The organism is Mucilaginibacter gossypii (genome assembly GCF_900100945.1).
Taxonomy (GTDB): domain Bacteria; phylum Bacteroidota; class Bacteroidia; order Sphingobacteriales; family Sphingobacteriaceae; genus Mucilaginibacter; species Mucilaginibacter gossypii.
The window spans coordinates 153,207-166,929 of sequence record NZ_FNCG01000012.1; the positions used below are offsets into that span (position 1 = coordinate 153,207).

12 protein-coding genes are annotated in these 13,723 nt (G+C 42.8%); 8 read left to right on the forward strand and 4 right to left on the reverse strand.

Features of this window, described 5'->3' with window-relative positions:
• Positions 1-2: 2 nt before the first annotated feature.
• The 4 genes from uvrC to porW form a co-directional block, all read right to left on the reverse strand.
• A complete protein-coding gene (gene uvrC, locus BLS28_RS20535; RefSeq protein WP_091171866.1) occupies positions 3-1,823 on the reverse strand; it encodes an excinuclease ABC subunit UvrC in 1,821 nt (606 codons plus the stop codon).
• Between the two features lie 69 nt (positions 1,824-1,892).
• Positions 1,893-2,276, reverse strand: a complete 384-nt coding sequence (locus BLS28_RS20540; protein ID WP_091171868.1) for a four helix bundle protein — start codon at positions 2,274-2,276, stop codon at positions 1,893-1,895.
• 43 nt (positions 2,277-2,319) lie between these two features.
• Positions 2,320-4,584 carry a transglycosylase domain-containing protein gene (locus BLS28_RS20545; protein ID WP_176844528.1) on the reverse strand — a complete coding sequence of 755 codons (2,265 nt, stop codon included), beginning with the start codon at positions 4,582-4,584 and terminating at the stop codon, positions 2,320-2,322.
• 3 nt (positions 4,585-4,587) lie between these two features.
• Positions 4,588-7,554 carry a type IX secretion system periplasmic lipoprotein PorW/SprE gene (gene porW / locus BLS28_RS20550; RefSeq protein ID WP_091171871.1) on the reverse strand — a complete coding sequence of 989 codons (2,967 nt, stop codon included), beginning with the start codon at positions 7,552-7,554 and terminating at the stop codon, positions 4,588-4,590.
• A gap of 70 nt (positions 7,555-7,624) precedes the next feature.
• Here porW and BLS28_RS20555 point away from each other — a divergent pair, with 70 nt between their 5' ends.
• The 8 genes from BLS28_RS20555 to atpG all read left to right on the forward strand — a co-directional run bounded on the left by BLS28_RS20555 (position 7,625) and on the right by atpG (position 13,498).
• Entirely contained in the window at positions 7,625-7,855 is a 231-nt protein-coding gene (locus BLS28_RS20555) for an AtpZ/AtpI family protein (RefSeq protein ID WP_091171873.1), read from the forward strand.
• Positions 7,856-7,860: 5 nt separating this feature from the next.
• Entirely contained in the window at positions 7,861-8,241 is a 381-nt protein-coding gene (locus BLS28_RS20560) for a hypothetical protein (RefSeq protein ID WP_143020832.1), read from the forward strand.
• Positions 8,242-8,255: 14 nt separating this feature from the next.
• Positions 8,256-9,338 (forward strand): F0F1 ATP synthase subunit A, encoded by a 1,083-nt coding sequence (gene atpB, locus BLS28_RS20565; protein WP_091171877.1) that lies wholly within the window; start codon positions 8,256-8,258, stop codon positions 9,336-9,338.
• A gap of 46 nt (positions 9,339-9,384) precedes the next feature.
• Positions 9,385-9,594, forward strand: a complete 210-nt coding sequence (gene atpE, locus BLS28_RS20570; RefSeq protein ID WP_091171878.1) for an ATP synthase F0 subunit C — start codon at positions 9,385-9,387, stop codon at positions 9,592-9,594.
• 97 nt (positions 9,595-9,691) lie between these two features.
• A complete protein-coding gene (gene atpF, locus BLS28_RS20575) occupies positions 9,692-10,186 on the forward strand; it encodes a F0F1 ATP synthase subunit B (RefSeq protein ID WP_091171880.1) in 495 nt (164 codons plus the stop codon).
• A gap of 118 nt (positions 10,187-10,304) precedes the next feature.
• Positions 10,305-10,847, forward strand: a complete 543-nt coding sequence (gene atpH, locus BLS28_RS20580; protein WP_090530328.1) for an ATP synthase F1 subunit delta — start codon at positions 10,305-10,307, stop codon at positions 10,845-10,847.
• 42 nt (positions 10,848-10,889) lie between these two features.
• Complete coding sequence (atpA, locus tag BLS28_RS20585) at positions 10,890-12,464, forward strand: F0F1 ATP synthase subunit alpha (RefSeq protein ID WP_091171886.1); 1,575 nt, start codon at positions 10,890-10,892, stop codon at positions 12,462-12,464.
• Positions 12,465-12,610: 146 nt separating this feature from the next.
• Entirely contained in the window at positions 12,611-13,498 is an 888-nt protein-coding gene (atpG, locus tag BLS28_RS20590) for an ATP synthase F1 subunit gamma (RefSeq protein ID WP_091171888.1), read from the forward strand.
• Positions 13,499-13,723 lie beyond the last annotated feature (225 nt).

Here is a 13,723-nt window from a genome sequence, read left to right on the forward strand (position 1 = left end):
AGCTATCCTTGCCCAATTTCTGCTCCTGTATTAAAATAAGCCAATATGGCTTTGGCTTGTTTAAGATTTACCACTTCGAGCAGCATTTCCTCATTAGCTTCGCGGATCTTCTTTACCGATTTAAAGTATTTAAGCAGCTTTTCGGCTGTAGTTTTGCCTATGCCCTCTATCAACTCAAGTTCTGTTGCCAATGTGCCCTTATCGCGCTTTTTGCGGTGAAAAGTGATCCCAAAACGGTGTGCTTCATCTCGCAGGTGCTGGATTACTTTAAGTGTTTCCGATTTTTTGTCGAGATACATAGGGTACTGATCGTTAGGGTAATAAAGCTCCTCCAGGCGTTTGGCAATGCCTATTACTGTTACTTTTTTATCTATGCCTAATAATTTGAGGCTATGCATTGCCGAGGATAATTGCCCCTTGCCACCGTCAATCACAATCAGTTGCGGTAGTTCTGTTCCTTCATCCAGCATCCGGCGATAACGGCGGTGTACGGCTTCTTCCATAGTGGCAAAGTCGTTAGGGCCCTCAACGGTTTTAACATTGAAGTGGCGGTAATCTTTTTTAGAGGGCTTTCCATCTTTAAATACCACAATGGCCGATACCGGGTACTTGCCCTGAAAGTTGGAGTTATCAAAGCATTCAATATGGCGCGGAAGTTGGTTCATGCGCAGGTCTTTCATCATTTGCGTAAGCAACCGTTCGGTGCGGATCTCGGGGTTCAGTTTCTCGTACTGGTCAATCTTTTCCTTTTTAAAGAACTGTACATTCTTTTGCGAAAGGTCAAGCAATTTGCGTTTTTCGCCCAGTTTAGGTACCGTGAATTTAATGTTCGGATGATCCTCAAGATCGATATCAAACGGTACGATGATTTCCTTGCTGTCGCTGCTGTAACGGCTTCTGAACTCGGATATGGCCAGCGTAAGCAATTCCTCGTCGCTTTCGTCAAGGCGTTTTTTTAGTTCGATGGTTTGCGTTTGGATAATGGTACCATTCATCACCTTCAGAAAGTTAACGAAAGCCAGTTTTTCTTCAGATGCTATGCTGAACACATCCACATCAGTAATAGATGAGTTAACAACAGTGGATTTGCTTTGGTAATTTTCAAGCAGTTCGAACTTGCGTTTGAGCCGGTGCGCCAGCTCAAAATTCATTTCTATGGCCGCTGCTTCCATCTCATTTTTTAAGCGGCGAAGAACTGCACCTATCTTGCCATTGAGGATATCCTTGATTTCCTCAATGCTGTTATCGTAGTCTTCTTCTGTTTGGTAGTTTTGGCAGGGGCCTTTGCAGTTGCCCAACTGGTACTCCAAACAAACTTTAAACTTTCCTTTGTCGATATTTTCGCGGGTGAGCTGTAAGTTACAGGTACGTAAAGGGTAAGTTTCCTTGATAAGTCCCAAAATGTTGTGCATCATGCTCACCGATGCATAGGGCCCAAGATATTTAGAGCCGTCTTTTATTATACGGCGGGTCCAGAAGATGCGTGGGTAATTCTCGTTTTTAATGATGATCCATGGGTAGGTTTTATCATCCTTCAGCATTACGTTGTAGCGGGGCTGATGCTTTTTGATCATGCTGTTCTCCAGCAGCCAGGCATCAACCTCTGTATCAACTATGGTAAAAGTAATAGCACGAATCTTGGATACCAGTACCCGTGTTTTAGCATTAATATGAATATCCTGGTTAAAGTACGACCCAACACGATTACGCAAGTCCTTGGCCTTACCAATATATATCAGTTCCTGCTCACTATCCCAGTATTGGTAAACCCCGGGTTTGTGAGGAATGTTTTTTAAAGCTGCCCTGTAATCGAATTGGTTCATTAGTTCAATGGTTCATTAGTTCATTGGTCTGCTTGGCGGTTGTTTTACCAATGAAACATAGCTTATTGTTTATTGGTCTCCTTTATTGCCCTCGCGTTTGCCAATAAACTTTAGGTATGAATTTAATTTGATATGGATGACCTGTAATTTTTCAAACAGATCATTGAATTGCTCATCAGTTATCAGGTTTCTTTTCTTTGATTTCTGAAGCCAGCCTTTGGTTTCCAAAATTGAACCCCGACTAAAATAACAGAAATTGCGGTTTTCCTTGTAATGGTATCTTCCATAGCCTTCTGCAATATTCGCGCTAATTGAATCGGCAGAACGTACTATTTGTTTACCAACGGTATCCTTGGTAAAATAGTCCCACTCACTTACTATAAACCAAATTTCATCGCTGAAAGTATCAGCCAATCTGTATACCTCTAAATCTTCGAGCGAGTGATGGCTCATGCTATTAAACTACTTACCAATGAACAAGTGAACGAATGAACTATCAGAATCCCAATTTCTTATCTACCTCAGTAGTTCCCTGCTGTTGCTGGTTATAGGCCCCGCAATCCAATATGATGCTAACTCCATTCGCTGGGGCATCAAAATCAACATTCTTTTTGATGCCTAAAGCTGCATTGGCATATACCTTTTTCATGTACAGCGCAAATATCGGCAGGGCACTGTTGGCACCTTCGCCCAAACGGGTGCTCTGGAAGGCAATGTCACGATCTTCGCAACCTGTCCATAAGCCGGTAACCAGTTGTGGGGTTATACCTATAAACCAACCGTCGGAGTTATTTTGAGTTGTACCGGTTTTACCACCGATAGGGTTGCGTAAACCATATTTATAGGTTAATCTTGAACCGGTACCATCTTCAATAACTCCTTTAAGCATATAGGTCATCACATAAGCCGTTTGCGGGTTCATGGCTTGCACCACGCGCGGAGTATGGGTGTACAACACGTTGCCGTTTTTATCTTCAATGCGTAAAATATAAGTAGGCTCTGTCCACAGGCCGTGGTTGGCGAAAGCGGAGTAAGCGGCCGTCATTTCAAAAACAGAGGCATCAAACGTACCCAGGCAAATTGAAGGATAAGGCGGAACATTGGTTGTAATACCCATTTTTTTGATCAGATCAACAACAGGTTCTGGTTTAACCTCGCCCATAACGTGGGCCGTAACCCAGTTTTGTGAGTGTGCTAATGCCTGCCTTAAAGTAATAAAGCCCGGCAAAGTTTCGGATGGCGACGAGCGCGGGCACCACGGCGCGCCATAACCACGGATAGTATCAGGCACGTTATTGATTTTCATACATGGAGAGTAGCCGTTGTCGATAGCCACAGCATAAGTAAATGGTTTGGCTGTTGAACCTACCTGGCGGGTGCCATTCTTTACCTGGTCGTATTTAAAATGTTCAAAGTTGGTGCCGCCAACCCATGCCTTAACATAGCCGGTTGTGGGATCCATACTCATGAGAGCATTACGCAAAAGCATTTTACAGTAGATAATGCTGTCAATTGGCCTCATCATGGTATCGATATTGCCGTGCCAGGTAAACAGGTTAAGCATGGTTTTGGTCTTGAAGTTTTCTTCAATCTCCTCGTCAGATTTTTCCTGTTGTTTAAGTTGTTTGTACCTGTCAGATTTTTGCATGCCCTGGTCAAGCAAAAATTTGAAGTTGTGGATGCTTTTGTAAAGGTTACGGCCGCGCCAGTGGTCATTGAACTGTGCCTGCAAATCTTTCATATAATCACGCTGCGCATCCTCCGCATATTGCTGCATGGTGGCATCAATGGTGGTATATATTTTTAAGCCGTCGCGGTCAAGATCGTAAGGGGTGCCATCAGGGCGGTTAATATTCTGTTCTTTAAAGATCTTTTGAAGCTCTTTCTTCAATACCGAACGGAAGTATGGAGCCAGTCCGTCAAAATGATTGTTTTGGTGAAAATCAAGGCCAAGTGGCTTGCGTTTATATTCTTCAACCTGGCCTTCACTCAGGTAATTTTGTTCGGCCATACGGTTTAGTACCAGGTTGCGCCTTTTAAGTGCATTATCCGGGTGACGGATAGGCGAATAAATGCCCGGGCCGTTAACCATGCCTATTAACAGGGCAGCCTGATCGGGTGTTAGTTTATCTGGCGTAGTGTTAAAATAAGTGCGCGCGGCCGATTTGATGCCATAAGTGTTATAAGCACCAAAGTCGACCGTGTTGAGGTACATGGTGAGGATCTCTTCTTTGGTGTAATGACGTTCAAGCTTAACAGCTGTAACCCACTCCTGTAGTTTTTGAATGATCCGCTTAAATGGATTGGCAGATCGTTCTGAAAAAAGGTTAAGCGCCAGCTGTTGTGTTATGGTACTGCCACCCTGCTTTTGCCCAATAAGCAAATGCGCGAAAATGGTAAAGCTTCGGCCAAAATCAATACCTGAATGGTCATAAAATCGTTTATCTTCGGTAGCAACCAAAGCGTTAATTACGTTTGGTGACAGTTCGCGGTAAGTAACGTTGGAACGGTTTTGAATATAGTAAGTCCCCAATACCTGTTTGTCGGACGAGATGATCTCTGTAGCCTGGTTGCTCTTGGGGTTTTCGAGGTCGCGGAACGAAGGCAGCTGACCAAACACATCAAAAATAGTGAGTGTTATCATCATAACAACAAAAGCAAAAAGGCCAAGCACAATTCGCCATATGTACCAGTTGTATCTTCTTATATCTGCAGGCTGGAGTTGATTTTTCGAGTTAAACCTTGTGTTAGTGGTTCTCATTTTCTAATAAAATTTCTGATAGTAGTCAAAATAACTATCCAATATACTTTGGGTTGCTAATTTATCCAGATTTTCTTTGGTAATGATAAAAATGCTGTATTTATCCTTTGGAACCTTCATAATATCGGGTAGCAGAGGTACAATGGTACGTGCATAATCTTTAGCATCGGCAAGGCTGTAAAAACGGCCAACGTATATCAGCTGGTTATTTTCGCCAACGCTTTTAACGTGGTGGATTACTTCGCTGCGGGTGTATCGTGTACGGTTAAACTGCCCTACTCCAAAACGTGTAGAAGCCAGATTAGTTGTACCACTGGATACATTTATCACAAAGTAATAGTTGCTGCTGTCGCGCTTGCTGAATATGTAGTTTACCGCTGGTGTATTGTTAATGGCGGCCGGGTGAACCGTAGCCACAGTATCTTTTTGTTTAGGTGCCTGCTGCGTGGCTATATCCCTTGAAGTATCCGGCATTTGGTGTTGCGGTAAAGGGATCTGGCCTACGGCAAGTTGTTTTGGTTGTTGAATTGCAGCCTGCTGAATTTGTGGTGCCGATGTTTTAGCTCCGGCTATTATACGCGTGTCCCGTTCGGGCAGGCGCTCCTGGGGAGTTACATTTTGTGCCGATGGGGTATATGGCGGACGGTATTCTGTTTGTTTTTGATATGCTACTGGTGGGGTAAAAGGGATCTCGTTAGGATCATCATTAAATAATACCACCGGACGCGCAGCTATTTCGACCTTGTTCGAATCGATATAGGCCAGGTGTTGGTTTACCAGTGGGGCGATGAGCTTATCCTGCGGATATTTTGCGGCGATTAACTGCAGATCGGCCTGAAATGGCGGCAACTTTTCCATATGCCCGGCAGCAATAGCTTTCAGATAGTATAACTGCGCTGCATACCGGTTGTCAGGATATTTGTTAAGCAAATCATTTGCTTTCTCAATCACTTTTGCGTATTGCTTTTGAGCATACTGATCGTACACTTCGTTATAAAAGCCGTTAAATACAGCATCTACATCTGCCAGCTTGCGTGCATAATCCGGATCGAGAATTACTTTAGCAAATACACTTTCCGGATACTCTTTAAGCAGCCTGTTTTTGTAATCGTTTGACTTTGCAGCGTCTATATCGGCATAAAGCCTGTACAGGTTATAATAAACTGAAGGCTTATCGTTGCTTTGAGGGAAACGCGCAAGCAGGGTTTCGTAAGTGGCAATAGCTTCCTTTTTATCTTCCAATACATCGCGATAAAAATTAGCCATTTCAAAATAGGCGTTATAAACCCTGAAATTTGATTGCTGCAGTAGGGCGGGAGTCAGAGGCAGGTTTTTAACCAGGTCCTGTCTAAAAGTGCCTGCCGATACATTGGCAGTATTATAAGCTGCGCTGCCAACAGGCGCATCCGGATCATTAACCTGTGAGCCAATGCCGGTATTGGCTGTAGGAATACCAGTATTTGAACGCCTGCTGCGGCGCCAGTTATCGTCCAGCTTACGGTTGCCCCATAAACGCTTAAAGTCATTATAACCCTGGCTTATGGCGCTGTTATTGTAAAAGTAAAACGTACTGCCGCTGTTTTTATTGGAGGAAGATGAATTATTGTTCCTGTCGAGCGTATTTGACATAGTGCCGTTATTGACATTGGCAGCGGCACCGGTGGTTTCCAAAGCGGCTTGTTGCTGCTGGCGTGTTTTGCGGGCTACCATTTCATCTATATGGGCATCACGGGCTTTTTCATCCAAAGCGGCAAGCATTTGCAGAGTATCTTCGCGCGAGATGGTTTCAAGCAGGCGGGTAAGAATCTGCAGGTTATCGGCCTTTTTGCGGATGAGCTGATAACCGGGATAATTTGTCGACAGGTTATTGAGCGTACTGTCATAATAAAGCCTGGCGTTTGCGTAATCGGCCTTGTTTTTAAAGTTGATATCGGCAATGCGCAGGTATGACAGCCCTTTTTGGTTTTGGTTTTTGGTGCTAACCCGTACCGATTGCTTGTAACTTTTCAGCGCGTTGTCGATTTCGCCGGCTTTGAACTGTTGTTCACCAATCTGGTAATAGATCTGGTCGTAAAAATCGGCATTGTCTTCATTCTTAAGCAGGGCACGTAATAGGTCGATCTTACTGGCTTTAACACCGTTTTGATTGTCGCGTATGCGGATCCTGTTAAGGTTGGCATTAAATGCCATTTCAAAACTGGCGTTGCTTTTAACTATGCGGGTATAGCTTTCATAGGCATCGGCCGGCTTGAGGTTGACTTCCTGTAATTGGCCCAGGATAAATATCCAGCGGAGTTTGAGATTGCTGATATAACTGTATTTAATGGCCAGTTTAGCCATCTCTTGGGCTTCGGCATAGTTTTGGGTTAAGATATCATATTGCAGCTTGGTGGCGTAAACATCGGCAGTAATATTTTTTTTAGGGTTGATATCCTGTATGGCCGAATCAATTACCAGTTTAGCTAAAGGTAACTGGTTAAGGTACATAAGCCCGCGGGCTTTCCATACCAAAGCCTCCTGCTTTAGATTGGCTTGTTTGCCAAATGAACGGGTTACATAATTACAATACTCAACAGCATCAAAATAATTAGCCTCCAGGTACCGGGATTTGCCCAGTACCAGGTAAGCATCACCTAAATAATGGCTTTGCTCCTTAATACTGATGATCTTGTTGGCTTTTACAATGGCTTCTTCCAGGTCCTTATCAGGCGTACCTGTTTGTGCGGTGGTATCGGGGTAAACATTTAATAGTTCACTATAGGCATCGGGAAAAGATGCTGCATAGCTTTCCTGCTTGAGCCTTAAAATTTCGTTAGCATTAAATAATATGTTGTAGTGGGCAGTGAGGTTTTGCATGGTGCGGTTAAACCCGCTTTGTTTTTCAAGCGAACAACCTGCCGCTACCAGTATAACTGCAAACAGAAAAAAAAAGTGGGTGTTTGATTTATAGGATGATGATAATCGCCTCAATGCTATATGGTAGTTAAAAAAGCATTGCTAAAATACTAAAGATTATGCAATAGGTTTAATAAATTTGCGCATGCCCGAAAATGACGAAAATAACAAAGATGAGGTAGGTAAGGAGGTTAGCAGCTATGCTAAGTTTTCCGGTATCGCGTTCCAGATGATCGTGGTCATCGGTATTTGCGCCTTCGTTGGTTATAAAATTGACGAGAGCGCCCGGCATGCTGTAAAGTGGGTTACTGCCGCACTTTCGCTTACCGGGGTGTTCATTGCATTATTCCTTGTTATTCGATCTGTAAAAAATTGACAAAATTGGCGCGCGTTATCCTATCCTTTTTCCTGTTCGTAATTATCACGGCAATCCCTCCTGTTTTGCTTATTTATACCGGCCATGCCAACTGGCTCGTACCGCGCTTTTGGCTCATCTTTTTTTTTATATCGATGCTTACATTTATCACCGTTTTTTTGGTGAATTTTGTGGGTAAGATCAACTACTCGCTGTACACTCAAACCTTTCTTGCTGCTACTACTGTCAAGATTTTAGCGGCAATGTTCTTCGCCCTGTTTTTTCTGATGAAGATAAAACCAAACAACGGGATTTTCCTGGTCAATTTTTTTTACGTTTATTTCTTAAACATAGCCTTTGAAATTTACGGTTTGTTGTGTACCTTGCGCAACCAAAAATTAAAGTAAAAAACTCTCTGCTAATGGATTTTAGGCCTGTTTTGAACTCAAAAAAAATCACCTTAGGTATCGTTTTAAGCGTTTTTTCGCTGTTTGTATCTGTAAAAGCACTCGCTTTACAAGAAAAAAATCCCGCTGAGCCCGCCACCGAAACAAAGGAAGAAGCCAAATTTGATCCGACTGAAACCATTATGGAGCACATTTCGGATTCCCATTATTTCCACATAGGTGGAAAACTTGCTATGCCGCTTCCGGTAATACTTTACACTGATAAAGGACTTGAAGTTTTCATGTCGTCAGTGTTTGAAGAGGGTGAAAAAATTCACGGGGGTAAATACTATAAATACGCCCTTGTGCATGATAAAATAAAAGCAGTAACCGGCGAAGATAAAACAGAAGATACTGCGGCCAAAGTTTTCGATCTGTCTATCACCAAAAATGTAGCTTCAATGCTGATGTCAGTTTTTGCATTGCTTCTTATTTTTCTTAGTGTGGCATCAGCCTATCGGAAGCGTATTGGTAAAGCTCCAAAGGGCTTGCAGTCGTTCCTTGAGCCCGTTATTTTATTTGTGCGCGATGAGATCGCGTTGCCAAATATCGGTTATAAATATGCGCGTTTTATGCCGTTATTGTTGACCGTGTTTTTCTTTATCCTGATTAATAACCTGATTGGTTTAGTGCCGTTCTTTCCGGGTGGTTCAAACCTTACCGGTAATATCGCTGTGACTATGGTGCTTGCAGTGATAACCCTGCTGGTAGTTAATTTTAATGGTAACAAACACTATTGGGCGCACATTTTTGTACCAAGCTCAGTGCCGGTTTGGTTGTGGCCATTATGGTGGGTTGTTGAGATATTGGGGATCTTTTCAAAGCCATTCGCATTAATGATTCGTTTGTTCGCAAACATTACAGCGGGTCACATTATTGTACTTAGCTTAATATCACTGATATTCGTGTTTAAGTCTGTGGCTATCGCGCCAGTATCTGTAGCTTTCGTGGTGTTTATGGATGTGCTTGAATTATTGGTTGCCATGTTACAGGCGTTCATTTTTACACTGCTTACCGCCTTGTTTATTGGTACTGCGATTGAGGAGCACCATCATTAATTAGTAAATAACTATAAATATATATTAACATTTTAAATTTAAAATCATGATTGGAAGTATTGCTGCATTAGGTGCAGGTTTAGCGGTAATCGGTGCTGGTATCGGTATCGGTCAGGTTGGTGGTAAAGCCATGGAAGGTATATCACGTCAGCCAGAAGCTGCTTCAAAAATCCAAACTGCCATGATCATCGCTGCAGCTCTTATCGAAGGTGCTGCTTTGTTCGGTGTGGTAGTATCATTCCTGGGCTTACGTTAATCAGCTCAAAAAATTAGGAACCGCGGCCGGCGCGATTGGCACCGGAGCGGTTCTTATTAAAATGTTTTATTAAAGTAGAAAAAGAGATCAATATAAAATGAATCCATTAGTTGTCCCAGATTTAGGTTTAGTTGTTTGGACCACAGTAGCCTTCGCTTTTCTGTTTTTTATTTTAGCTAAGTTTGCCTGGAAACCGATCATGGCAGCCATTGGCGAGCGTGAACGTTCAATTGAAGATGCGTTATTAAAAGCAGAAGCTGCTAAAGAAGAAATGAGCCGTTTAACTAACGAGAACGAATCGTTAATTAAACAAGCCCGTGCAGAGCGCGACCTGATCTTGTCTGAAGCACGTAAAGCTAAAGATCAGATCGTATCTGATGCTAAAGAGGTTGCACACAAAGAAGGTGCACGTATGATTGAGCTTGCCCGTGTTGAAATTAACAACCAAAAAGCAATTGCTTTAGCTGATGTTAAAAACCAGGTAGCTACTTTATCTTTGGAGATTGCCGAGAAGATCCTTCGTAAGCAATTTGAAGATCAGCAGCAACAAGACGAATTGGTTAGCCAATTATTGAAAGAAGTGAAGTTATAAGATTTCGGATTTGGGGCGTAGAATTTCGGATTTAATCCGGTACTCGCTGACCTATTCAAAACCGAAATTCAAATTGAAAATTCCGAAATCGAAAATTCGAAATCCGAAATAAAAAAACATGTCAGAAATCACGGTAGCAACCAGGTACGCCAAATCGATCATTGATCTTGCACAGGAACAAGGAATTGTTGCAGAGGTCAAAGCCGATATGGACCTTTTCTTAAAAACCCTGAAGGGCAGCCCCGAACTGGTAGCAGTATTGGCTAATCCTATTATATCTCATTCAAAAAAGATCAAGATCCTTGACGAGATATTTTTAAATAAGGTTAGCAAAACTACTATCGCTTTCTTTAAGCTGATGGTTAACAAAGGGCGCGGCGAAGTATTATATTTTACCGCCGGCGAGTACATTAACCTGTACAATGTTAAAAACCATATCACCAAAGCTAAGGTAACATCAGCTACTGCGCTTTCTGAAGCTAATAAGAAAACATTGGTTGCCGAATTGCAACAATCAGTTGGCGGTACAGTAGTGCTGGAAACTAAAGTTGACCCGGCTTTGATAGGCGGTTTTGTGTTAACTATAGGTGACAGGCAGGTTGATACCAGTATTGCCGCAAGCCTGAGGAAAATGAAAAAGGAATTTGCTGTAAAGGCGTAATTAGTAAGTATTAAAAGTAAAACTCTAAATAAATTTTAAACAATGGTAGAGGTAAGACCAGACGAAGTATCAGCAATTTTGCGTCAGCAGTTGGCCGGCTTCAAGTCAGAATCTGAATTAGAAGAAGTGGGTACTGTACTCCAGGTGGGTGACGGTATCGCACGCGTTTATGGATTAACTAAAGTACAGTCGGGTGAGTTGGTTGAGTTTGGCACAGGATTGCAAGGCATCGTACTTAACCTTGAAGAAGATAACGTGGGTGTGGTATTGTTAGGTAAATCTGACGATATTAAAGAAGGTGATACCGTTAAACGTACCAACAGGATTGCATCAATCAACGTAGGCGAAGGCATGCTTGGCCGTGTTGTTGATACCTTGGGTGCCCCTATTGATGGTAAAGGCCCAATCACCGGTCAAACTTACGAGATGCCGCTTGAGCGTAAAGCGCCAGGTGTAATCTATCGTCAGCCTGTAACCGAGCCATTACAAACTGGTATCAAAGCTATCGACGCGATGATCCCTATCGGTCGTGGCCAGCGTGAGTTGGTTATCGGTGACCGTCAAACCGGTAAAACTGCGGTTTGTATCGATACCATCATCAACCAAAAAGAATTTTATGATGCAGGTAAACCTGTAATCTGTATATATGTAGCTTGCGGACAAAAAGCATCAACTGTTGCTAACATTGTTCGTACGCTTGAAGAGAACGGCGCTATGCCTTACTCTATCGTAGTTGCTGCTAACGCTTCAGACTCTGCTACCATGCAGTTCTTTGCTCCGTTTGCAGGTGCAGCTATCGGCGAGTACTTCCGTGATACAGGCCGTCCGGCTTTGATCATCTATGATGACTTGTCAAAACAAGCTGTTGCTTACCGTGAGGTTTCATTGTTGTTACGTCGTCCACCGGGCCGTGAGGCTTACCCGGGTGATGTATTTTACCTGCACAGCCGTTTATTAGAGCGTGCCGCTAAAATCAACTCAAATGATTCTATCGCGCAGCAAATGAACGACCTTCCTGAGTCAATCAAAGGCATCGTTAAAGGTGGTGGTTCATTAACAGCTCTTCCAATCATTGAAACACAAGCTGGTGACGTATCTGCATACATCCCAACCAACGTAATCTCTATCACCGACGGTCAGATCTTCCTTGAATCTAACTTGTTCAACGCAGGTGTTCGTCCGGCTATCAACGTAGGTATCTCTGTATCACGTGTAGGTGGTAACGCACAGATCAAATCAATGAAGAAAGTTGCCGGTACTTTGAAACTTGACCAGGCTCAGTTCCGTGAGCTTGAGGCATTCTCAAAATTCGGTTCTGACCTTGACGCTTCAACCAAAAACGTGTTAGATAAAGGTATCCGTAACGTAGAGATCTTGAAACAAGGTCAATACTCACCGGTGACTGTAGAAAAACAAGTTGCTATCATTTACTTAGGTACAAAAAACTTAATGCGTAACGTACCGGTAAATAAGGTAAGGGAATTCGAAACCGAATTTACCGATCAGTTAGAAGCTCGTCACCCAGAAGTTTTAGCTGCCCTTAAAGCAGGTAAATTTGACGACCAGCTTACCGGCGTACTGGAAACAGTAGCTAAAGAACTGTCAGCAAGGTATTAATTTTTAGATTTGAGATGTTAGATGTGAGATATGAGACTGGTCTCTTCCACATCTGACGTCTTTATATAAATTAGATAAACAGATTGAAAGTGCAGATGTGAGGCTATCTCAAATCTCATATCTCAAATCTCACATCTCAATAAAGAATGGCTAATTTAAAAGAAGTAAGAAACAGGATCAAATCTGTATCATCAACCCAGCAGATCACCAAGGCTATGAAAATGGTTTCGGCTGCTAAGTTGAAACGTGCTACCAACGCTATTATTCAGCTGCGCCCTTACGCAAGTAAGTTGAAGGACCTGCTGGCTAACTTATCTGCAAGTTTGGAGGATAACACTTCTCCATACCTTCAGGAGCGTGAGCCGGTACGTGTATTGGTAGTTGTGGTATCATCAAACCGTGGTTTGGCCGGTGCTTTCAACGCTAACGTTATTAAAACAGCCAATAACCTTATTGCCGAAAAATATCCTAAACAGCTTTCTGCCGGTAACGTATCTATTGTTGCTATCGGTAAAAAAGCCCAGGAGTTTTACCAAAGGCGTAAGTACAACGTAATTGGTAATAACAACGACCTGTACTCGGATCTTAATTTCGAGAATGCTTCAAAAATTACCGAAGCGATTATGCAGGGCTTTGTTAACGGCGACTACGACCGTGTGGAACTGGTGTATAACCACTTCCGTAATGCCGCGGTACAATACCTGATTGCTGAACAGTTATTACCGGTGCCAAAGGCCGAGAAGAAAGAGGAAATAAAGGCAGCTAATGTTGATTACATCCTTGAGCCATCACAACAGGAAATTGTTGAGCAACTGATCCCTAAAAACATCAAGATCCAACTGTACCGTGCTGTATTGGATTCAAACGCTTCTGAACACGGTGCCCGTATGACAGCGATGGACAAAGCAACCGAAAATGCCGGCGAGCTTTTGAAATCATTAAAACTTTCGTACAACCAGGCCCGTCAGGCAGCCATCACTACCGAGCTTACCGAGATCGTGAGTGGCGCGGCAGCCCTTTCAGGCGGTAACTAAGTTTAAGAGTACTTTTATATAGAAAAGGCTTTCCGGAAGGAAGGCCTTTTTTTTGAACCTTGATTTTTGGGATTGGAGGATTGTCTTGATACCCCGTTACCCAAACGCTGATTAAAGTTACGCTATCGCTAAACTCAACCAGTACTTGCAAAAAAGCAAATCCCCAAATCAGTTTAATCCAAAAAATCCTGGTTCAGACGAAATCAGCGAAATCACCATAATCAT